This is a genomic window from Ideonella sp. B508-1, from assembly GCF_000333615.1.
Lineage (GTDB): Bacteria > Pseudomonadota > Gammaproteobacteria > Burkholderiales > Burkholderiaceae_C > Ideonella.
Window position 1 is genome coordinate 1 of the sequence record NZ_BADL01000120.1, and the last position, 20393, is coordinate 20393.

The 20393-nt window shown below is 68.6% G+C and carries 17 protein-coding genes and 3 pseudogenes; 5 read left to right on the forward strand and 15 right to left on the reverse strand.

Annotation, left to right across the window (positions count from 1 at the left end; genetic code table 11):
- The 5 genes and pseudogenes from I73_RS26085 to kdpF all read right to left on the reverse strand — a co-directional run.
- Positions 1 to 430 (reverse strand): annotated as a pseudogene (locus tag I73_RS26085) (two-component system sensor histidine kinase KdbD); the annotation flags it as partial.
- A 7-nt stretch (positions 431 to 437) separates the two neighbouring features.
- Positions 438 to 1091: a potassium-transporting ATPase subunit KdpC gene (gene kdpC, locus I73_RS05225; RefSeq protein WP_022979647.1), complete on the reverse strand. Its 654-nt coding sequence runs from the start codon at positions 1089 to 1091 to the stop codon at positions 438 to 440.
- Positions 1092 to 1114: 23 nt separating this feature from the next.
- The gene (gene kdpB, locus I73_RS05230; protein ID WP_022979648.1) at positions 1115 to 3190 is read right to left on the reverse strand and encodes a potassium-transporting ATPase subunit KdpB; all 2076 of its coding nucleotides are present in this window, start codon (positions 3188 to 3190) and stop codon (positions 1115 to 1117) included.
- Positions 3191 to 3202: 12 nt separating this feature from the next.
- Entirely contained in the window at positions 3203 to 4996 is a 1794-nt protein-coding gene (gene kdpA / locus I73_RS05235; RefSeq protein ID WP_022979649.1) for a potassium-transporting ATPase subunit KdpA, read from the reverse strand.
- Positions 4993 to 5112, reverse strand: a complete 120-nt coding sequence (kdpF, locus tag I73_RS31385; RefSeq protein WP_022979650.1) for a K(+)-transporting ATPase subunit F — start codon at positions 5110 to 5112, stop codon at positions 4993 to 4995. The genes kdpA and kdpF overlap by 4 nt, the downstream gene beginning before the upstream one ends.
- A gap of 114 nt (positions 5113 to 5226) precedes the next feature.
- On the opposite strand from kdpF, the gene I73_RS05245 reads away from it, so the two are divergent.
- On the forward strand, positions 5227 to 6168 hold the full coding sequence (locus I73_RS05245) for an RNA polymerase sigma-70 factor (protein ID WP_022979651.1): 942 nt from the start codon (positions 5227 to 5229) through the stop codon (positions 6166 to 6168).
- On the opposite strand, the gene I73_RS05250 is transcribed toward I73_RS05245, so the two are convergent.
- The 3 genes from I73_RS05250 to I73_RS31390 all read right to left on the reverse strand — a co-directional run bounded on the left by I73_RS05250 (position 6147) and on the right by I73_RS31390 (position 9681).
- Positions 6147 to 6968 carry an AraC family transcriptional regulator gene (locus I73_RS05250; protein WP_022979652.1) on the reverse strand — a complete coding sequence of 274 codons (822 nt, stop codon included), beginning with the start codon at positions 6966 to 6968 and terminating at the stop codon, positions 6147 to 6149. The two genes, I73_RS05245 and I73_RS05250, sit on opposite strands and share 22 nt — an antisense overlap.
- A gap of 18 nt (positions 6969 to 6986) precedes the next feature.
- Entirely contained in the window at positions 6987 to 7601 is a 615-nt protein-coding gene (locus I73_RS05255) for a LysE family translocator (protein WP_022979653.1), read from the reverse strand.
- A gap of 286 nt (positions 7602 to 7887) precedes the next feature.
- Complete coding sequence (locus tag I73_RS31390; protein WP_199899033.1) at positions 7888 to 9681, reverse strand: ATP-dependent endonuclease; 1794 nt, start codon at positions 9679 to 9681, stop codon at positions 7888 to 7890.
- Between the two features lie 630 nt (positions 9682 to 10311).
- Between I73_RS31390 and I73_RS33070 the strand changes: the two genes are divergently transcribed.
- Together I73_RS33070 and I73_RS26090 are read left to right on the forward strand one after the other, a co-directional pair.
- Positions 10312 to 10485 (forward strand): hypothetical protein, encoded by a 174-nt coding sequence (locus I73_RS33070; protein WP_159105846.1) that lies wholly within the window; start codon positions 10312 to 10314, stop codon positions 10483 to 10485.
- Positions 10486 to 10625: 140 nt separating this feature from the next.
- On the forward strand, positions 10626 to 11189 hold the full coding sequence (locus tag I73_RS26090) for a class IV adenylate cyclase (RefSeq protein WP_022979654.1): 564 nt from the start codon (positions 10626 to 10628) through the stop codon (positions 11187 to 11189).
- A 2-nt stretch (positions 11190 to 11191) separates the two neighbouring features.
- Here the strand turns inward: I73_RS26090 and I73_RS05265 are convergent, their stop codons facing one another.
- The 7 genes and pseudogenes from I73_RS05265 to I73_RS05295 all read right to left on the reverse strand — a co-directional run bounded on the left by I73_RS05265 (position 11192) and on the right by I73_RS05295 (position 18569).
- On the reverse strand, positions 11192 to 12508 hold the full coding sequence (locus I73_RS05265) for a type II toxin-antitoxin system HipA family toxin (protein ID WP_022979655.1): 1317 nt from the start codon (positions 12506 to 12508) through the stop codon (positions 11192 to 11194).
- A gap of 42 nt (positions 12509 to 12550) precedes the next feature.
- Positions 12551 to 12835, reverse strand: coding sequence for a helix-turn-helix transcriptional regulator (locus I73_RS05270; RefSeq protein ID WP_022979656.1), 285 nt, complete (start codon positions 12833 to 12835; stop codon positions 12551 to 12553).
- Positions 12836 to 12982: 147 nt separating this feature from the next.
- A pseudogene (locus I73_RS34795) lies at positions 12983 to 13920 on the reverse strand (2-hydroxyacid dehydrogenase).
- Positions 13921 to 13937: 17 nt separating this feature from the next.
- Positions 13938 to 15428, reverse strand: coding sequence for an aldehyde dehydrogenase (NADP(+)) (locus I73_RS05280; RefSeq protein ID WP_022979657.1), 1491 nt, complete (start codon positions 15426 to 15428; stop codon positions 13938 to 13940).
- 34 nt (positions 15429 to 15462) lie between these two features.
- Positions 15463 to 16791 (reverse strand): glucarate dehydratase, encoded by a 1329-nt coding sequence (gudD, locus tag I73_RS05285; protein WP_040499629.1) that lies wholly within the window; start codon positions 16789 to 16791, stop codon positions 15463 to 15465.
- A gap of 2 nt (positions 16792 to 16793) precedes the next feature.
- Positions 16794 to 17705, reverse strand: a complete 912-nt coding sequence (kdgD, locus tag I73_RS05290; protein WP_022979659.1) for a 5-dehydro-4-deoxyglucarate dehydratase — start codon at positions 17703 to 17705, stop codon at positions 16794 to 16796.
- Between the two features lie 138 nt (positions 17706 to 17843).
- A complete protein-coding gene (locus I73_RS05295; RefSeq protein ID WP_022979660.1) occupies positions 17844 to 18569 on the reverse strand; it encodes a FadR/GntR family transcriptional regulator in 726 nt (241 codons plus the stop codon).
- 222 nt (positions 18570 to 18791) lie between these two features.
- On the opposite strand from I73_RS05295, the gene I73_RS26100 reads away from it, so the two are divergent.
- Positions 18792 to 20156: an MFS transporter gene (locus I73_RS26100; protein ID WP_022979661.1), complete on the forward strand. Its 1365-nt coding sequence runs from the start codon at positions 18792 to 18794 to the stop codon at positions 20154 to 20156.
- A gap of 6 nt (positions 20157 to 20162) precedes the next feature.
- Positions 20163 to 20393: pseudogene (locus I73_RS05305) on the forward strand (glucarate dehydratase); the annotation flags it as partial.

Below are 20393 nucleotides of genomic sequence, written 5' to 3' on the forward strand. Positions count from 1 at the left end.
GTCCGGCCGGCCTCCAGCAGTTCCTCCCGTCCTGCCAGCGCTTGGGGTGGCGCGAGCCGGGCGCGTTGCTGTGGGCCAGCTCGTCCAGCAGCAGCAGGGCGTCGGGGTGCTCGCGGCCGAAGGCCAGCGCGCCGTCCAGGTCGAACTCGGCCAGCACCCGCCCGCGGTGGGGCACCTGGCGCAGGGGCAGACGGGGCAGGCCCTGGGCCAGGGCCTCGGTCTCGGCGCGGCCATGGGTTTCGACCACGCCGACGGCCAGCGGCGTGCCGCCGGCCCGGGCCGCCTGGGCGGCCACCAGCATGGCGCAGGTCTTGCCCACGCCCGCGCTGGCGCCGAAGAAGATCTTCAGCCGGCCGCGCCGGGCCTGGGCTTCGTCGGCCTGGACCTGGCGCAGCAGGGCGTCGGGGTCGGGCCGGGTGTCGTCCGTCATCGCAGGGTCAGGTCTGGGGTCGGGCGGGTGTGGGGGCGGTGGTGGGATAGCGCGCGTCCAGGTCCAGGTTGAGCTGCAGCACGTTCACCCGCGGCTCGCCCAGGAACCCCAGCAGTATCCCCTCGGTGTGGCGGGCCACCAAGTCCTGCAGGGCGGCCACGGGCACGCCGCGCAGGCGGGCGATGCGGGGCAGCTGGTACTGCGCCGCGGCCACGCTGATGTGCGGGTCCAGCCCGCTGGCCGAGGCGGTCACCAGGTCGATGGGCACCGGGGCGGTCTGGCTGGGGTCGGCCGCGTGCAGGGCCTGGATGCGGTCTTTCACCGCGGCCACCAGGGCCGGGTTGCTGGGGCCCAGGTTGGAGCCGCCGGAGTTGGCCGCGTTGTCGGGCATGGGGGTGGTGGCCGACGGCCGGCCCCAGAAGTGCGTCGGGTCGCTGAAGGACTGGCCGATCAGACTGGAGCCGACGGCCTTGCCGTCGCGCCACACCAGGCTGCCGTTGGCCGGGTCGGCCAGGGTGGCCTGGGCCACGCCGGTGACGGCCAGCGGGTAGGCCAGACCGGTGATGAGCGAGAGGGCGGCGAACAGCACGAGGGCCGGGCGCCACAGGCCTTCGGTCGGGGCGGTGGTGGCGGCGGCGCGGGGGGAAGCGAGGGTGTCCATGGAAGACTCCTTGGAAAGTGTGTTCAGGCCAGGCCCAGGCCGGCGATCAGCAGGTCGATGGCCTTGATGCCGATGAAGGGCACGATGACGCCGCCCAGGCCGTAGATCAGCAGGTTGCGGCGCAGCAGCAGGGCCGCGCCCACCGCGCGGTAGGGCACGCCCTTCAAGGCCAGCGGGATCAGCGCGACGATGATCAGCGCGTTGAAGATCACCGCCGAGAGGATGGCCGAGGCCGGGCTGGCCAGGTGCATCACGTTGAGGGCGCCCAGTGCCGGGTAGGTGCTGACGAAGGCCGCCGGGATGATGGCGAAGTACTTGGCCACGTCGTTGGCGATGCTGAAGGTGGTCAGCGAGCCGCGGGTCATCAGCATCTGCTTGCCGGTCTCGACGATCTCGATCAGCTTGGTGGGGTTGCTGTCCAGGTCCACCATGTTGCCGGCTTCCTTGGCGGCCTGGGTGCCGGTGTTCATGGCCACGGCCACGTCGGCCTGGGCCAGCGCGGGGGCGTCGTTGGTGCCGTCGCCGGTCATGGCCACCAGGCGGCCGGCGGCCTGGTGTTCGCGGATCAGGGCCAGCTTGGCCTCGGGCGTGGCCTCGGCCAGGAAGTCGTCCACCCCGGCTTCGGCGGCGATGGCGGCGGCGGTGAGCCGGTTGTCGCCGGTCACCATCACCGTCTGGATGCCCATGCGGCGCAGCTCGGCAAAGCGCTCGCGGATGCCGCCCTTGACGATGTCCTTGAGCTCCACCACGCCCAGGGCGCGGCGGCCATCGGCCACCACCAGCGGCGTGCTGCCGCGGCGGGCGATGTCCTCCACGCTGGCCTGCAGCGCGGCGGGCCAGTCGCCGTCCAGCGCCTCCACATGGCGGCGCACCGCGTCGGCCGCGCCCTTGCGCAGCTGGCGCAGGCCGCCGCCGGGCTGCGGCAGGTCGGCCCCGCTCATGCGGCTCTGGGCGGTGAAGGGCACGAACTCGGCCTGCAGGCTGCCCAGCTCACGCTCGCGCAGCTGGAAGCGCTGCTTGGCCAGCACCACGATGCTGCGGCCCTCGGGCGTCTCGTCGGCCAGCGAGGCCAGCTGAGCCGCGTCGGCCAGCGTCTGCTCGCTCACGCCCGGCGCCGGCACGAAGGCCGTGGCCTGGCGGTTGCCCAGGGTGATGGTGCCGGTCTTGTCCAGCAGCAGCACGTCCACGTCGCCCGCGGCCTCCACCGCCCGGCCGGAGGTGGCGATGACGTTGGCCTGCATCATGCGGCTCATGCCCGCCACGCCGATGGCCGAGAGCAGGCCGGCGATGGTGGTGGGGATCAGGCAGACCAGCAGGGCCACCAGCACCACCAGGCCCACCGGCTGGCCGGCGCCCGAGGCCTGCACGCTGAAGACGGAGTAGGGCAGCAGCGTGGCCACCACGCCCAGGAAGACGATGGTCAGCGCCACCAGCAGGATGGTCAGCGCGATCTCGTTGGGTGTCTTCTGCCGCTTGGCGTTCTCCACCATCGCGATCATGCGGTCGACGAAGGTCTCGCCCGGGTTGACCGTGACGCGCACCACGATCCAGTCCGACAGCACGCGGGTGCCGCCGGTGACCGAGCTGAAGTCGCCGCCCGATTCGCGGATGACCGGGGCCGACTCGCCGGTGATGGCGCTCTCGTCCACCGAGGCCACACCGTCCACCACCTCGCCATCGGCCGGCACCACGTCGCCGGCCTCGATCAGCACATGCTCCTCCTTGCGCAGCGCGTCGGCCTCCAGCGGGTGCCATTGCAGCTGTTCACGCGGCAGGCCGCGCTGGTAGTGGGTCAGGCGCTTGGCCCAGGTCTGGCGCTTGAGGCCGCGCAGGCTGGCCGCCTGGGCCTTGCTGCGGCCCTCGGCCAGGGCCTCGGCGAAGTTGGCGAACAGCACGGTGAACCACAGCCACAGCGCCACGCCGAGGGTGAACAGGCTGGGCTGGGCGATGGCCAGGGCCGTGGTGAAGGCGCTGCCCACGTAGACGACGAACATCACCGGGTTGCGCCATTGCACCCGCGGGCTGAGCTTGCGCAGCGCGTCCAGCAGGGCCGGGCGCAGCAGCACGGGGTCGAAGAGTTTCAGGGTTTGGCGTGTCATGTTGGGCCTCCTTCAATGCGCCCACAGGCTCAGGTGTTCCGCCACCGGGCCCAGGGCCAGGGCGGGCACGTAGTTCAGCAGGCCCACCAGCAGCACCGCGCCGATGAGCAGCACGATGAACAGCGGGCCATGGGTGGGCAGGGTGCCCTCGGTGGCGGCCAGGCGCTTCTTGGCGGCCAGCGAGCCGGCGATGGCCAGCACCGGCACGATGACGCCGAAGCGGCCCAGCGCCATGGCCACCGCCAGGCTCAGGTTGTAGAAGAGCGTGTTGACCGACAGCCCGGCAAAGGCGCTGCCGTTGTTGTTGGCCGCCGAGCTGAAGGCGTAGAGCACCTCCGAGAAGCCATGCGCGCCCGGGTTGGCCAGGCCGGCGCGGCCGGCCTCGGTCAGCACCGCCAGCGCCGTGCCGCCCAGCACCAGCAGCGGGGTGACGAGGATGGCGATGGCGACCATCTTCATCTCGAAGGTCTCGATCTTCTTGCCCAGGTATTCGGGCGTGCGGCCGATCATCAGCCCGGCGATGAACACCGACAGGATGGCGAAGACCAGCATGCCGTACAGGCCCGAGCCCACGCCGCCGAACACCACCTCGCCCAGCTGCATCAGCACCAGGGGCACGGCGCCCCCCAGCGGGGTGAAGGAATCGTGCATGGCGTTGACCGCGCCGCAGGACGCCGCGGTGGTGATGGTGGCGAACAGCGCGGAGGCGTTGATGCCGAAGCGCACCTCCTTGCCTTCCATGTTGCCGCCGCTCTGCAGCGCGCTGGCGCTCGGGTCGGTCCCCAGCGCGCTCAGCAGCGGGTTGCCCTGCTGCTCGGCCACGGTGGCCAGCACGGCCATGACCACGAACATCGCCGTCATTGCGCCCAGCAGCGCCCAGCCCTGGCGGGCGTCGCCCACCATGCGGCCGAAGACGAAGCACAGCGCCGCCGGGATCAGGAAGATGCTGAGCATCTGCAGGAAGTTGGACAGCGGCGTCGGGTTCTCATAGGGGTGGGCCGAGTTGGCGTTGAAGAAGCCGCCACCATTGGTGCCCAGCATCTTGATGGCCAGCTGCGAGGCCACCGGGCCCATGGCCAGGGTCTGGTGCGCGTCCTGCTTGTCGTCCAGCACCGGCTGGCCCTGGGCGTCCTTCAGAGGCTGGCCGTCGGGGCCCAGGCGGGGCTCCTGCCAGTGCACGGTCTCCACCGTCTGCACGGTGGTGTAGGGGCTGAAGTTCTGGATCACCCCCTGGCCCACCAGCACCAGCGCGAACACGAAGGACAGCGGCAGCAGCACCCACAGCGTGGCGCGGCTCAGGTCGGCCCAGACGTTGCCGATGGCCTGGGCCGAGTGGCGTGCGAAGCCGCGCACCAGCGCCACCACCACGGCGATGCCGGTGGCCGCCGAGAGGAAGTTCTGCACCGTCAGTGCCAGCATCTGGGTCAGGTAGCTCAGGCTGCTTTCGCCGCCGTAGGCCTGCCAGTCGGTGTTGGTGACGAAGCTGACGGCGGTGTTGAAGGCCAGGTCCGGCGCCACCGCGGGCATTTGCTGCGGGTTGAAGGGCAGGGCGGCCTGCCAGCGCTGCAGCAGGTACACCGCCAGCACGCCCAGGCCATTGAACAGGAGCAGGCCCAGGGTGTAGCGCTTCCAGCCGGCCTCTTCCTGTGGCCGCACACCGGCCAGGCGGAACAGCGGCGCCTCCAGCCGGTTCAGCCAAGCCAGGCGGCCGGCCATCACCGCGTCGATCCAGCGCGCCAGCGGCCAGGCCAGCGCGCCCAGCACCGCCAGAAAGACGGCCAGTTGCAGCCAGGCAGCGGTGCTCATGAGAAATCCTCCGGCCGCAGCAGCGCGGCAACCAGGTAGATCAGCAGGCCGACCGCCAGTGCGGCGGCGGTCCATTCAAAGACGGGCATGACAACCTCCATGTCGATGAAGGTCATGCTAGGAAGCGGGCCATCAAGCCGTGGACAAGAATCGGCGCTGGCGCATCAAGAAAGCATCAAGACCGCTCGGCTGCCTGTCACAAACCACCGGGCTGGTTCGTCTGACCTGCCATGGATACCCACACCGCCTTGTTCGACCGCCTGCGGCCCCGGCTGCAGGGCATCGCCTACCGCATGCTGGGCAGCGTGGCCGACGCCGAGGAACTGGTGCAGGACGTCTGGCTGCGCTGGCATGCAGCCGACCGCGCCACGCTGGATCAGCCCGAGGCCTGGCTGGTGACCGTGACCACCCGCCTGGCCATCGACCGGCTGCGCAGCGCCCAGGCCCAGCGGGCGCATTACGTCGGCTTCTGGCTGCCCGAGCCCTGGCTGGACGACGAGGAACTCCGGCCCGCCGCCCATGTGGAGCTGCCCGCCACGCCCGAGGCCCTGCTGGAGCGGGCCGACGACATCTCCATGGCCTTTCTGGCCCTGCTGGAGCGCCTGGGCCCCGAGGCGCGGGCGGCCTTTCTGCTGCGAGAGGTCTTCGACGCCGACTACGCCGAGGTGGCCCGGGCCCTGGGCAAGAGCGAGGCGGCCTGCCGCCAGATCGTCTCGCGCGCCAAGGCCCAGCTGAAGGCCGAACGACCGCGCCAGAGCGTGAGCCCCGAACAGCATCACCGTCTGCTGGCCGGCTTTGCCGAGGCCGCGCGCGAGGGCGACTTTGCCCGCCTGCAGGCCCTGCTGGCCGAGGACGCCGAACTCATCAGCGATGGCGGCGGCGTGGTGGCCAGCTTCGGCAAGGTGCTGGCCGGCGGGCGGCGCATCGCCCAGCTCTACCACGCGGTGTGGCGGCGCAGCGAACGCGACCACACCGAGCAGCGCATCGAGCTGGTGCGCCTGAACGGCCAGTGGGGCCTGCTGCGCTTCATCGGTGGCCAGCTGGAATCGGCCCAGGGCCTGGAGACGGACGGCCAGCGCATCACCCGCATCCACACCCAGCGCAACCCCGAGAAGCTGCGCCACATCGCCCGGGCCTGGGCCGAGGCGGCTCAGCGGCGCGGCGGCCGGTAGTCGCCCGGCGTCATGGCGTGGTGGGCCTTGAAGCTGCGCTGCAGATGGGCCTGGTCGGCAAAACCCATGGCCTGGGCGGTGTCGGCCAGCGCGCTGCCCTGGGCCAGCAGGCGCCGCGCGCCGTTGAGGCGCTGGTTCTGCAGGTAGCTGCCCGGGGTCAGGCCGAACACCGCCTGGAAGCGGCGGATGAAGCGCGGCGCGCTCATGCCGCAGGCCTGGGCCAGGGCCTGCACCGTCAGGCGCTGGCCGGTGTCGTGCTGCATGGCGGCGATGGCGGGTTGCAGCTCGTCCGGCACGGGTGCGGCGTCCTGCGGCGGGCCCGCCACCACGCGGTCGGCCAGCCAGCGCGGCAGCGCCTCGGCCAGGGCCTGCGCGGAGGCGGCGTGGGTGATGGGTTGGCACAGCCGGTCCACCACGGCGCTCACCGCAGGGTCGTCCACCGCGCGGGAGGCGAAGTGCAGACCCTGCGGCGCCTGAGCCAGCCCCCACACCCCAGCCACCGCGGCGTGCAGCCAGGCCGCATCCACGAACAGCATGCGGTAGGACCAGGGCTGGCCGGCGGCCGGGTTGCAGGCGTGCACCACCTGCGGCTCGATCAGCACCACCGAGCCGGCCCGCACCGGCTGCGGGCCGCTGGGGTGGTGGAAGGTGGCGCCGCCTTCGTCGACGATGCCCACCGAGTATTCCGGGTGCGAATGCGGGCGGTAGCAGTCCCGCGTGCCGACGCTGACGCGCAGCGCCGCCCAGGGCGCGGCCGGGTGGCGGTGGATGCGGTGCGGGCTGGGAGCAGAGCTGGACATGGCGCGTGGGAGATCAGGTCAGCCAAGCATACTGGCCACGCTCAGGGCCAGCAGCGCGCCCATCGCCCGGTTGAACCCCTGCTGCCGCGCCGGTGGGGCCAGGGCCTGCGCCAGCAGCCGGCCGGCCAGGGCCCAGCAGCCCACGCCCAGGCCGCAGGCCAGCAGCGACACCGCGCAGAACAGCCCCAGCGCGGCCTGCGCATCTGCCTGCGGCAGCACGAACAGGCCGATGCCCGACAGCGCCACCAGCCAGGCCTTGGGGTTGAGCGACTGCGTCAGGCCCCCGTCCCGCAGCGCGGCCAGGGCAGCCCAGGCCGCGTGCCGCGGCGCGTCCGCCGGGCCGGCCAGCGCCATGGGCGGCGCGGTGGCGATGCGCCATGCCAGGTGCAGCAGGTAGGCCGCACCCAACCAGCGCGCGCCCTGCACGGCCCAGGCCTCATGCAACAGCCAGGCGCCGCCCTGGCCCATCAGCCACACCACCAGCGCGTAGCTCAGGCTGGCGCCCAGCACATAGGCCAGCGCCGTCAGCCGGCCGGCCGCCGCGCCATGGCGGATGGCCAGCACATTCACCGGCCCCGGCGTGATGGCCCCCATCAACGCAAACGTTCCCATCGCCAGCACCAGTGCCGTCACCTCAGACCTCCACACTCGTCCTCATCGGAGGGGCGAGTGTGTCGGGGTGGGGCGGGGGTGTATTGAATGGAATTTCGCCGGAGGAAGGCGAGGAGGGCATCAGACTGGGCCGTGTCATTCGTGATCGAATACTCCAACGGTGGATACAACGAAGACCAATCGCTGAATGTGCGCTGCATAGAGCGGCTGGTGTATCCTTGCTAGTAATCGCGGTGAGAGCGGAAGACTAGGTAATTTCTCAAGTGTGCGCAGTTTGGAATCCGGCAGCGGCCGGATAGGCGCCAACCTAGCTGTTCGTGTTTGACGACTTCGTCGAGAAATGGTTATGTAGCGCGCTAACCAGCGCTGCTAGAGAAGGTGGGACAGACGCTTTCGCTTTTATTCCACTCGCGACATGTTTTGCGAATTGCCCCTTTCGATTCGATTTCACGCGCTTTTTGACTAGCCGTTGGCAGGCCGCATCAGGGAGCTTCTTGGCAATCATGTCCGTGAAGCATTCATCGGCGCGAAGTTTGTCGGCGTTCTGTTTGACGACATCTGGTCTCGCCTCAAGCCAACCCATTTTTTCAGCATGGTCCCAAGCATTGGTGTCGCAGAGCTCCTCTATAGCGATCGATATTCGGATGCCCGCCTTTATAACTGTTCGAAGCTCTCCGTCGGCGTTCGCTGAACCGACTCTAAAAATCTTGACCATGTCTGTGCGGTTAATTGCCTTCAGGCGAGTCGTCAATTTTTCTCGCGCCAACTTGCCAGCTTCATCGTCATCAAGCAGGATTGCGGTCTTCCACTTCAGATCAGGAAGCACGGCTCTAGCTGTTGCGTAACCAACGGCCCATCCGACACCCGCACCCATGCCCGGCTTAGCAACAATCTCGAACGGTTGTGGCGCTGAAAATAACACGTTGCATGCTGCGTCCAGAATTGCCTTATCGGTGTCGCCCTCAAGGCAAAGTACCGCCCGATCAATGTGCAGCGACTGAGCATGAAGTGTCTTAATCTGCTGCAGCATGTCGCGACGTTGCGAGACAGCCCGCGCTAGATACGGCTGGACGAACGGCATTAACCCAAGCTCCTGATCAAGGGTCTGTCGTGTCGCTGATTCGCTGAACAGCGTCTTGCCGTCGGTGCGCGTAGCAAACCAAGTCTTTGCCGTTTTCTCTTCCTTGGCGACGCTGTAGAACGCTGGGGAATGCGTTGTCATAAGCACTTGGATTGAATTCGAACATTCAAGGAACTCTGTTGCTTCGTCGATCTGCTTCGCCAACTCAAGGTTGTTCTCGGGTTCCTCATATCCCCATATGGTTTCAGGTGGAGGCTTGCCTCGCGCAAAATTCGCCTTCCTTTGATAGGCCAGAAAACGGAGTATTACTGGAATGTGTCGCCCCTGTATTCCATCTCCTCGATTCTGCAAGGGCGTAGCCGCATGCTTGTCGGCGGTCTTTAAGTCCAGGATCTCGAATAGACTGCCCAGATCGCTAGGTAGGGCGAACTCAGTCTTCAGATTAAAGAGCCGGCGAGCTTCCTGTTCAATGTTCCCGACTTCCTTTCTGATACTTCCGAGGAAACTGCCAGACGCCGAATCCAGTCGCGGGGCGATAGTGGCAGCAAGTGTGTTGTGTAGGCGCCGTTTCAGGGTGGCGAAAAACTCCTTCCCTCGAATCGCTGGTACATATTCGTAGCCGATTTGACGAACCCAAAACTCGGTTCTAGACCTCGGACTGAACTTGCTCCCATCCCGCATGTGAAGTTCGTCGGAATGGGGTGTCGTTGAACCATCTCGCCAGGTCTTCTTCCAGACTACTGGAGAATTGTCTGTGTAATTGGCAGGAGGCTGAAACTCAAGCTCGATCTCGATTTGCTTGGCTCGGTTAACTCTTAATGCAGCTTGTTGGCTATAGTCGAGATCAAATACTAGTGGTTGCCCAACGTCTGTCTGCAGATTGAAGAAGAGATTGAGCGCTCTGAGGACATTGCTCTTTCCCGAATCGTTCGGCCCGACGAGCGCTGTGTAGCTTGCTGGGAAAATCTCAGCGTCAACGAGAGAACGAAAATTCTTAATTCTGATGCGCGTGATGTACACAGCTCCTCCCACTCTTGAATGAAGGTAGCATAGCCATGCACGGCCAAGACGTCGTGTGCTGTCGGCGAAGTAGTAAATTAGTCACACTTTTCAGGCTGATCTGTCACAGCCCTTGTGAAGCCGCTATTTGAGCGACCACCGATTGCACCGGGCTAGGCAACTGCTTGGTGCTAAGCAGCGTGAGTACGCGCGGACTTGGCCATCTATCGCAACCGCTGCATAGCCGTCTTCCAGTGACGACAGGGGGCTTCAGACTGAAAGTGGACATTGGTCTCCATCGCCGCTGGTTCAGCTCTGGCAATCAGCGGTGCCGCGGCTCCCACGGCTGGACGTGCGGGATGACCCACCGTCCCGTCATTGACGGACGAGACCTTGTTTCCCAGACATTCAAGAAGGGCGACTAGGCAGCTGGTCCCACCGAATGGGTAGCTCTCCGGCTCGGAGGTTAGGTAGAAGCGGCCTCGTTTCGTGCTCACGCCCGTGATATCAACTCGGCATTCGCAATCGAATCCACCATAGAGCCGAAGTCCCCCCAGGAGTCGGCATAGTTGCGGAATGCCGCTGTGGCAGAGGCGCTGAGAACCAGAAAGTGTTCCACCGGTGCAACTCGTCGGGAGTTAGCACTCGAAAATGCGCGCGTTCATCTTCGCTCAGTTTCTTGGCCATCGACTCCTCGTCGAGTGCGTCTTCTCGCTTGAGCGCAGCCACGTAGTTCACGTATTCGATGGTTCGCCGCGTGTGAGCGTCGTCCGGCGGATTGAACTCGACAAAACACCCTTCCATATCGCACCCTTGAAGCTGTGAGACCACAGACTCTAGCTGCCGTGTCCACTTCCGCAGCAGAGCTGCCTTACCGGCTTCAGAGGCCGTACGGCCCCGTGGCGATGGCCACCGCATTGCACGCGGCAGAGCGCCAGAATGGCCAACCTTCTTTCTGGCCTCCCATGCCCCGCAACATCGAAATCAAGGCCCGCGTTGACGACCTGGACGCCCTGGCCGCGCGCGTCGCCGCCATCGCCACCAGCGGCCCCACCGCCATCGCGCAGGACGACACGTTTTTTCCCTGTCCGGCCGGGCGGCTGAAGCTGCGCGAGTTCGCCGACGGGACGGGGCAGCTCATCTTCTACCAGCGTGCGGACGAGGAGGGCCCCAAGGCGTCCTTCTATGTGCTGTCGCCCACCGATTCGCCGGCGTCCCTGCGCGCGGTGCTCACCCAGGCCCATGGGCAGGCGGGGCGGGTCGTCAAGCAGCGCACGCTCTACCTGGTGGGCCGCACCCGCGTCCACCTGGACCGCGTCCAGGGCCTGGGCGACTTCATGGAGCTGGAGGTGGTGCTGGCAGATGACGAGCCGCCGCAGGCCGGCGTGGACGAGGCCCATGCGTTGATGGCCCGGCTGGGCATTGCGCCGCAGGCGCTGGTGCAGGGGGCTTATCGCGATCTGTTGGGGCAGGCGCCTGGCCCGGTCGGTCTGTTGGGTTGTGACACCCATCCGGGCGCCGAGGGTTGACGTCAGCTGCCTCCGGCCAGTTGGTGTGCTGCGGCCTGCAGGCCCTGCAGGATGCCGTCAGCGACGGTCCCAGGGAAGCCCGGCGGCAACTGGCCACGCACGGCGTCGATCACCTGGGGCGTTCGGCCGACGATGTCGTCGATCAGCGCGTCGACCGGCTGCCCTTGCTCGGTGACGATGCCGTGCCGGCTGCCCAGCGCTGCCCAGTGTCGGCGCAGGATATCGCGGATGCGCCAGTGCGGATTCTTGGCGCGCACGGCCATCGCCATCTTGGCGCGGTGTGCGGAGATGCGGGCAGGCCCGTCGCCCAGCACGGGGTAGATCGACAGCACGTCGTACAGCGGGGCGAGCTGGTAACGCCCGCCGGGACGCAGGAACAGGCTGAAGTTCTTGGCATGGCCATCGGTGGCGCAGAGCATCCAGAAGAGCAGCTGCGCAGTGAAGAAGTGGCGCCGGTCCCGTTCCCGTTCGAGGGAGCCGTCGAGCAGGTCGAGGATGGCGTCCATGCCGGGGCCGCCCTCGGCTTCGTATTTGGCCTCCGGCCCCACACCGAAAGCTTGGCACAGGTCTTCCTGCGGCAGCCGCAGCAGACACTCGCGGCCGTCGTGGGGTGTCCATCCGTCGCGGTCGAAGCGCTCAACCACCAAGGCCTTGACGTCCTCGAACTGCATCGCTTGGCAGTTGGCCACCGGAAGGCCAAAGGCGCTCAGAACCCGTGCACACAGCCACTCGTTCTCGACCGAGTCGCGCATGTCCAGCTTCATGCCGCCGATCAGCCCTAAGGGCAGTTTGAAGATGTGCGTGGTGGGCGTGCTGCCGCGCGGCAGGCACCAGCGCCCTTGGTGCCACAGCAGGGCGGTCTTTTCCTGGGCCCCGGCAATGGAGATGCGGAGGTCGTCGTCGTCACCCCCCAGGCCCATCGCCTGGGGCGTTGTGGCGTTGCGCAGCACCTGGGCCACCTGGGCTTCGTTCAAGGGCTCGGCCTGCAGGGGCGCGATGCCGGCGGACACCTGGTCCTCGGGCAGGATCTCCAGGGCGCCCACGCAATCCCGGCCGATTTCCGTCAGCAGCGCGAAGGCGTCGGTGGAACCGGTCCGGAAGCGACGTGCCAGGCGCTCACGGATGTCCTTGCTGTCAGGCAGCAGGTTCTCGAAATAGGCATGGACCTTCTCGCCGCGGTGCGGCGCGTTACCGGGCAGGAAGGGCAGGGACAAGGACAGCGGGCGCCCCTGCGCGGAGGCCACCCAGGCCGGGTCGTAGTGCAGGGTGTCCGGGGTGTTGGGGCTCAGGCGCCAGGTGCCCACCCGGGCGCCGTTCATCCAAAGCCCAAGCGTCCGGGTGTGCGAGCGGCGTCCCATGGCTCACCAACTGGGCTGACCGGGATCGGAGCTCGTCTGCCCTGGGCTGGCGGGCTCGCCGGGCGAGGGGGAGGGTTTGCTCAGGGTGAGCTCCACCCCGAAGAGGCTCAGCAGCTTCAGCAGCCGGGCCGCACCCACGGTGTCGGCATTTCGCTCCAGGGCGGAGTAGGTCTGCTGCGTCACGCCCAGGCGCAGCGCAACCTCCCGTTGGGTCAGGCCAGCTTCCTTGCGGAAGGCCTGCAGCAGGGCGGGCAACTGGGCGGCGGTACGGAGGGGAAAGCGCTGCATACAGTCCCGAGGCTGTTATTTCGGTTAACATTATATGGGCTGTTTTTTGAGATTACAAATCAAATACTGTGAATGCAGCCAACAGCCCTTGAACTGTTGGTCTTCAGAGCCGCTCTGCGCTGATGGCTCGGCTGGGCGGGTGCGCGGTCAGTCCAGCGCCGAAAACCGCACCCGGCCTTCGGCGTGGAAGTGGTCCAGGTTCTCCAGCACGCGCTGCGCCATGGCTTCGCGGGTCTGCTGGGTGGCGCTGGCCATGTGGGGGGACAGCACGACCCGGTCCAGGGCCCGCAGGGCGGGGGGCACCTCGGGCTCGTGGGCGAAGACGTCCAGGCCGGCGCCGGCGATGTGGCCTTGCGTGAGTGCTTCGACCAGGGCGGCTTCATCCACCACGCTGCCGCGGGCCACATTGATCAGGTAGCCCCGTGGGCCCAGCGCCCACAGCACCTCGGCGTTCACCAAGTGGTGGGTGGCCGGGCCGCCGGGGGTGATCAGCACCAGGAAGTCAGCCCACTCGGCCAGGGCCAGCAGGGAGGGTTCATGCGCCCAGGGCAGTTCCGGCGTGCGGCGGGGGTGTGGTAGCGCACTGGCATCTCAAAACCCACGGCGCGCCGGGCCATGGCCTGGCCGATGCGGCCCATGCCCACCACGCCCAGCCGTGCGCCATGCACCCGGCGGCCCAGCGTGGGGGGGCCGCTGGGCCATTCGCCGCGTCGCACGTAGCGATCGGCGGCGCTCAGGCCGCGCGCCACGTCCAGCAGCAGGGCGAAGGCCATGTCGGCGACGCACTCGTTGAGCACGTCGGGCGTGAAGCCCACCGCAATGCCACGCGCGCGAGCCTCGGCCAGCGGCAGGCGGTCGGTGCCCACACCGAAGCTGGAGATCACCCGCAGCTTCGGCAAGGCGCCCAGTGCGCCCGCCGGCAGGCCCTGTGCCGCGCTGGTGACGGCTGCTGTGAAGCCGCCGCCTTCCTGGCGCAGGAAGGTGGCCGGGTCGGGCTGCTCAAACAGGCGACACACCTGGTGACGCTGGGCCAGACCCGCCTCCAGGGCCGGCGTCAGGCGCACACACTGCAGCAGCTGGGCCATGGGCGGTCTCGGTGGTGTCAGACGGGCTGACCCTGGCGCTGCAGCAGCCAGGCCGGTGCGTCCTGCAGGCACACCGGGCGCAGGAAGCGCATCAGCGCGGCATCGCCCACCGAGGTGCTCTCGGGCCGGGTACTGCTGGGCCAGGGGCCGCCGTGCTGCTGCGCGGCGGTGACGGCCACGCCCGTGGGCACGCCGGCAAACAGCACGCGGCCGGCGATGGCCATGGCGCCGGCCACCAGGGCGCGGGTCTCTTCGCTGTCCTGCTGGGCGCCCCACAGTGTCACGGTCAGGCTGCCGCCCACGGCCGCCAGCACCTGCAGGGCCTGCGACAGGCTGGCCGCGCGCACCACCAGGCTGGAAGGGCCGAAGACCTCTTCGCGCAGCGCGGCCTTGGCGATGAAGTCCAGCGCGCTGACCTGGGCCAGCACCGGGCGCGGCGGTGCGCCGGCAGCGGCGGTCTCGTGCAGGCGCATGTCGGCCCCGGCCTGGGCCCAGTGGGCCACGCCGGTGTCGAAGGCGTCACGCATGCCGCGGGTGAGCATGGCATGGGGCTGCTGGGCGCGCAGGGCCTCTTCCAGCTGGGCGACGAAGGCGTCGTTCACCGCGCGGGCGTCCAGGCCCGGCTGCAGGTGGTCGATCAGCACGATCACGCCCGGGTTGGTGCAGAACTGGCCGCAGCCCAGCGCGATGGAGCCCGCCAGCGTGGTGGCCAGGGTGCTGCCCTGGGCCGCCAGCTCGGCCGGCAGGGCCACCACCGGGTTGACGGAGCCCAGTTCACCGAAGAAGGGGATGGGGCGCGGGCGGGCCGCGGCCTCGGCCGCCAGGGCCGCGCCGCCGGCGGTGGAGCCGGTGAAGGCGCCCGCCGCGATGGCCGGGTGGCGCACCAGCTGCACGCCGATGTCACGTCCGCCGCCTTGCACCATGCTGATCAGGCCGGCTGGCAGCTGCTGGGCGGCCAGCACGCGCCGCACGCCGTCCATCACGCGGTTGGACAGCAGCAGGTGGCCGCTGTGGGCCTTGACCACCACCGGGCAGCCGGCGGCCAGGGCGGAGGCGGTGTCGCCCCCCAGCACCGAGAAGGCGAAGGGGAAGTTGCTGGCCGAGAACATGGCCACCGGCCCCAGCGGCTGCCACCAGCGCTGCATGGCCGGGTGGCCGGCCGGCGGCGCGCCCGCCACGGCGGGGTCGTCCACCACGGCGAAGGGCTCGCCCCGCTCGGCGATGTCGGCAAAGCGGCGCAGTTGGAAGGCGGTGCGGTCGAGTTCGCCGTTCAGGCGCACCGGGCCCAGGGCGGTCTCCTGGTCGGCCAGGGCCACCAGGGCCTCGCGGTCGGCCTCCAGGCTGTCGGCCAGGCCGCGCAGCAGGGCGGCGCGCTGGGCGCCGCTGCTGGCGCGCCAAGGGGCAAAGGCCTGGGCCGCGGCGGTGCAGGTGGCGTCCACGTCCACCGGCGAGGTGGGGGGCAGGGTGCCCAGCGTGGCACCGGTGCGAGCGTCGTAGGAGGTGAGCATGTTCAATCCGGGTGAGGGCGGCGGGCCGGGGCGCTCAGCGCACCAGGCAGGGCCGCTTGTTGTCGAAGGTCCAGTCGGGCACGAGGTACTGCATGGCCATGGCGTCGTCGCGCTGGCCCAGACCGTGCTGCAGGTAGAGCTGGTGGGCGGCCTCGACGGCGGCCATGTCCAGCGTCACGCCCAGGCCGGGGGCGCTGGGCACGGCCACTTCGCCATCGACGATGCGCAGGGCGTTCTTCGTCAGGTTCTGGCCGTCCTGCCAGATCCAGTGCGTGTCGATGGCGGTGACGCGGCCCGGCACGGCGGCCGCGGCATGGGTGAACATGGCCAGCGAGACGTCGAAGTGGTTGTTGGAGTGCGAACCCCAGGTGAGGCCGAAGTCGCGGCAGGTCTGGCCCACGCGCACGGCGCCCTGCATGGTCCAGAAGTGCGGGTCGGCCAGCGGGATGTCCACGCTCTGCAGGCTCAGCGAATGCACCATCTGGCGCCAGTCGGTGGCCACCATGTTGGTGGCCGTGGGCAGGCCGGTGGCACGGCGGAACTCGGCCATCACCTCGCGGCCGGAATAGCCACCCTCGGCGCCGCAGGGGTCTTCGGCATAGGCCAGCACGCCGTGCATGTCGCGCATCAGGCGGATGGCGTCCTTGAGCAGCCAGCCGCCGTTGGGGTCCAGGGTGATGCGGGCGGCCGGGAAGCGTGCCTTCAGGGCGCGGATGGCCTCGACCTCTTCCTCGCCGCGCAGCACGCCGCCCTTGAGCTTGAAGTCCTGGAAGCCGTAGCGGGCCTGGGCCGCCTCGGCCAGCGCCACGATGGCCTCGGGCGTCATGGCCTCCTCATGGCGCAGGCGCAGCCAGGGGTCGGCGGCGTCGGGCGCGCTGTCGTAGGGCAGGTCCGTCCTCAGGCGGTCGCCCACGTAGAACAGGTAGCCCAGCATGGGCACATGGCTGCGTTGCTGGCCTTCGCCCAGCAGGGCGCAGACGGGCACCTCCAGGTGCTGGCCCAGCAGGTCCAGCATGGCGGCTTCCACCGCGGTGACGGCATGGATGGTGGTGCGCAGGTCGAAGGTCTGCAGGCCGCGGCCGCCGCTGTCGCGGTCGGCGAAGCGGGTGCGGATCTGCTGCAGCACGGCCTGCCACTGGCCCAGCGTGGCGCCTTCGATGAGGCCACGCGCGTCTTCCAGCGTGCGGCGGATGGGCTCGCCACCCGGCACTTCGCCCACGCCGGTGCGGCCGGCGCTGTCGGTCAGGATGAGCAGGTTGCGCGTGAAGAAGGGCGCGTGCGCCCCCGACAGGTTGAGCAGCATGCTGTCGCGCCCGGCGATGGGCACGACGCGCACCTGGGTGATGTGCGGCGTGGCGTTCATGGTCACTGCGGTCCGAGCTTGGAGATCAGGGCGCCGAGCTGGTCCACCTCCGCAGGCTTCAGGTCCGACAGCGGCGGGCGCACCGGCCCGGCGCTGTGGCCCACCAGGGTGGCGCCGGCCTTGACGATGGACACGGCATAGCCCTCGCATTGGTTGCGCAGGGCAATGTAGGGCAGGAAGAAGTCGCGCACCAGGCGGTCACAGGTGGCGGTGTCGCCGGCCGCGTGGGCGTTGTAGAAGTCCATGGCGGTCTTCGGGATGAAGTTGAACACCGCGGACGAATAGACCGGGCAGCCCATGGCCTTGTAGGCACCGGCGAAGAGCTCGGCTGTGGGCAGGCCGCCCAGGTAGGCGAAGCGCTCGCCCAGGGTCTGGCGGATGGCGACGAACTTCTCGATGTCGCCCACGCCGTCCTTGAAGCCGATCAGGTTGGGGCAGGTGTCGGCCAGCACCTGCAGGCTGGCCGGGGTCAGGCGGCAGCCGCCGCGGTTGTAGACCACCACGCCGAACTTCACGCTCCGGCAGACAGCCTGCACATGGGCGATCAGGCCTTCCTGGCTGGCTTCGGTCAGGTAGTGCGGCAGCAGCAGGATGCCCTGCGCACCCAGGCGCTCGGCTTCCTGCGCGTAGCGGATGGCCAGCGTGGTGCCGCCGCCGGCACCGGCCAGGATGGGGGTGCGGCCACGGCAGGTGTCCAGGGCCACTTTGATGACTTCGCTGAATTCACCCGGCTCCAGCGAGAAGAATTCGCCCGTGCCGCCGGCCGCGAACAAGGCCGAGGCGCCGTAGGGCTGCAGCCACTCCAGCCGGTCGGCATAGGCCTTGGGGGCAAAGCGCAGCTGGGCGTCGAAGTCGGTCAGCGGGAAGGACAGCAGACCCGCTTGCAGGACTTGCTTGAGTTCTTGGGGGGACATGGGCGTTCTCCGGAGGGGGGCGGACGGTGACCGAGGCAAGGGGTGCTCGGCGTGATGTTGTATGTCATCGTACAACATATGCCCAGGCAGGCGCCACTTCGGGAAAACACGGATCCCGCGCCGGGGCGCGAGCGAGGGTCAGCTGGCCGCCTGGGCGCGGCGGCGGCGTTCGCGGCTGTTGGCCAGGTGGGTGCGCATGGCCGCACGCGCGGCCTCGGCGTCCTGGGCGGCGATGGCGTCCACGATGCTCTCGTGCTCGGCATTCACGCGGCGCAGGTACTGGCGTCGGCGCTCGAAGACGTCGGCGTCCTCGGAGTCCAGGCGGGCCCGCGGGATGATGGCGCTGCCCAGCGAGGACATCAGGTCCACATAGTGGCTGTTCTGCGTGGCGCGGGCGATTTCCAGGTGCAGCTGGAAGTCGGCGGCCACGGCGTCGCGTCCGGCCTCGATGGCTTCGGTCAGCGCCTTCAAGGCGGAGCGCAGCTGGGTCAGGTTGGCGCTGGTGCGGCGCTGGGCAGCCAGGGCGGCGGCCTCGGTTTCCACGCCGATGCGCAGCTCCAGCAGGGCGATCACGTCCTGCAGCGTGCCCAGTTGCTCCGGGGCCACCCGGAAGCCCGGCGTGTCGCCCAGGCCCAGCACGAAGGTGCCGATGCCGTGGCGCGTCTCCACCAGGCCCGCGGCCTGCAGCTTGGAGATGGCCTCCCGCACCACGGTGCGGCTGACGCCGAACTCGGCCATGATGGCGGCCTCGGTGGGCAGCTTGTCGCCGGCCTGCAGTTTTCCATCGCGGATGCGATCCCCCAGCGACTCGACCAGCGTCAGGGCGAGGTTGCGGGGCTTGCGAAGGGGCGTGGCGATGGACATGCGGCGATACACCAGAAGAAAACCACGCCACGGGCGTGGCGTCTGTGCACACTGTACCAAGCGTGCCGCGACCTGCGCCGCCCGGGTTGCGCAGATCCATCGGCGTTGGAAGCGCGGCCGGATACCCAGGGAAAACCCGGGATCCATGGACCGGGCCAAGTTCCTACACTGCCGCCAAGTTGTACGACAACGGACAACACGTACCGCAGCAGGAGACTCCCGGTGACCTCTTCCACCACCACCCTTGGCCCCGCCCGGAGCGCTGCCGCCGCAGCCACCGCAGGCGCCCGGCGCAGCAACGCCCGCTGGACCGTGCTGGCCGTCCTCTTCTTCATCACGGTCATCAACTACGCTGACCGCGCCACCATCTCGCTGGCCGGCCCGTCCATCACCAAGGACCTGGGCCTGAGCCCGGTGGCCATGGGCTATGTGTTCTCGGCCTTCGGCTGGGCCTACGTGGCCGCGCAACTGCCCGGCGGCTGGCTGCTCGACAAGTTCGGCTCCAAGCGCGTCTACGCCTGGAGCATCGGCCTGTGGTCGGCCTTCACGCTGATGCAGGGGGCGGTGGGCTTCCTCACCGGCTTGACCGCCATCGTGGTGCTGTTCGCCTTGCGCTTCACCGTGGGGGCGGCCGAGGCGCCGTCCTTCCCGGCCAACAGCCGCATCGTCGCGGCCTGGTTCCCCAGCAACGAGCGCGGCACCGCCTCGGCCATCTTCAACTCGGCGCAGTACGCCGCCCAGGTGTTTTTCGGCCCGATCATGGGCTGGGTGGTGCACACCTTCGGCTGGCACCATGTGTTCACGCTGATGGGCGTGCTGGGCTTGAGCTTCGTGCTGGTGTGGAACCGCTTCGTGCACGACCCCAAGAAGCACCCTCGCGCCAATGCGGAAGAGATCGCCTACATCGAGGCCGGCGGCGCGCTGACCAACATGGACAACGCGGCTTCGGCCGACGCGTCCCAGCCCAAGCTGCACTACATCAAGCAACTGCTCAGCCACCGCATGATGCTGGGCATCTACATCGGCCAGTACTGCATCAATGCGCTGACCTATTTCTTCATCACCTGGTTCCCGGTCTACCTGGTGCAACAACGCCACATGTCCATCCTGAAGGCCGGTCTGGTGGCCTCCATCCCGGCCATCTGCGGCTTCCTGGGCGGCGTGCTGGGTGGCTTCTTCTCCGACTGGCTGATCAAGCGGGGCCACTCGCTGACCCTGGCGCGCAAGCTGCCCATCGTGCTGGGCATGACGCTGTCGATGGTGATGGTGGTCTGCAACTACACCGACTCCCAGGTGCTGGTGATCACGCTGATGGCGCTGTCCTTCTTCGGCAAGGGCCTGGGCTCGCTGGGCTGGGCGGTCAACTCCGACACCGCGCCCAAGAAGATCGCCGGCCTGAGTGGCGGCCTGCTCAACACCTGCGGCAACCTGTCGAGCATCACCACGCCCATCGCCATCGGCTACATCCTGCAGGCCACTGGCTCGTTCAACGGCGCCCTGGTCTATGTGGGGGCCCATGCCCTGGTGGCCACCCTGTGCTTCCTGGTGGTGGTGCAGAAGATCCATCGCGTCGAGCTGAAGGACTGAAGGTCGATGTCCACCCAGCTCACCCTTGCGGGCGACACGCCCCGCGTCACCGCGATGCGGGTCATCCCCGTTGCCGGCCGCGACAGCATGCTGCTGAACCTGTGCGGCGCCCATGCCCCTTTCTTCACCCGCAACCTGGTGCTGCTGCATGACAGCGCCGGTCGCACCGGCATCGGCGAGGTGCCGGGCGGGGAGGGCATCCGCCGCGCGCTGGAACGCATGGTGCCGCTGGTGGTC

Excerpts from the sequence above, each read along its gene's own strand:
- kdpC (WP_022979647.1), bottom strand. The coding sequence starts at position 1,091 with ATGGACACCCTCGCTTCCCCCCGCGCCGCCGCCACCACCGCCCCGACC.
- kdpB (WP_022979648.1), bottom strand. The coding sequence starts at position 3,190 with ATGACACGCCAAACCCTGAAACTCTTCGACCCCGTGCTGCTGCGCCCG.
- kdpA (WP_022979649.1), bottom strand. The coding sequence starts at position 4,996 with ATGAGCACCGCTGCCTGGCTGCAACTGGCCGTCTTTCTGGCGGTGCTG.
- kdpF (WP_022979650.1), bottom strand. The coding sequence starts at position 5,112 with ATGACCTTCATCGACATGGAGGTTGTCATGCCCGTCTTTGAATGGACC.
- I73_RS05245 (WP_022979651.1), top strand. The coding sequence starts at position 5,227 with ATGGATACCCACACCGCCTTGTTCGACCGCCTGCGGCCCCGGCTGCAG.
- I73_RS05250 (WP_022979652.1), bottom strand. The coding sequence starts at position 6,968 with ATGTCCAGCTCTGCTCCCAGCCCGCACCGCATCCACCGCCACCCGGCC.
- I73_RS33070 (WP_159105846.1), top strand. The coding sequence starts at position 10,312 with ATGCGCGCGTTCATCTTCGCTCAGTTTCTTGGCCATCGACTCCTCGTC.
- I73_RS26090 (WP_022979654.1), top strand. The coding sequence starts at position 10,626 with ATGCCCCGCAACATCGAAATCAAGGCCCGCGTTGACGACCTGGACGCC.
- I73_RS05265 (WP_022979655.1), bottom strand. The coding sequence starts at position 12,508 with ATGAACGGCGCCCGGGTGGGCACCTGGCGCCTGAGCCCCAACACCCCG.
- I73_RS05270 (WP_022979656.1), bottom strand. The coding sequence starts at position 12,835 with ATGCAGCGCTTTCCCCTCCGTACCGCCGCCCAGTTGCCCGCCCTGCTG.
- I73_RS05280 (WP_022979657.1), bottom strand. The coding sequence starts at position 15,428 with ATGCTCACCTCCTACGACGCTCGCACCGGTGCCACGCTGGGCACCCTG.
- gudD (WP_040499629.1), bottom strand. The coding sequence starts at position 16,791 with ATGAACGCCACGCCGCACATCACCCAGGTGCGCGTCGTGCCCATCGCC.
- kdgD (WP_022979659.1), bottom strand. The coding sequence starts at position 17,705 with ATGTCCCCCCAAGAACTCAAGCAAGTCCTGCAAGCGGGTCTGCTGTCC.
- I73_RS05295 (WP_022979660.1), bottom strand. The coding sequence starts at position 18,569 with ATGTCCATCGCCACGCCCCTTCGCAAGCCCCGCAACCTCGCCCTGACG.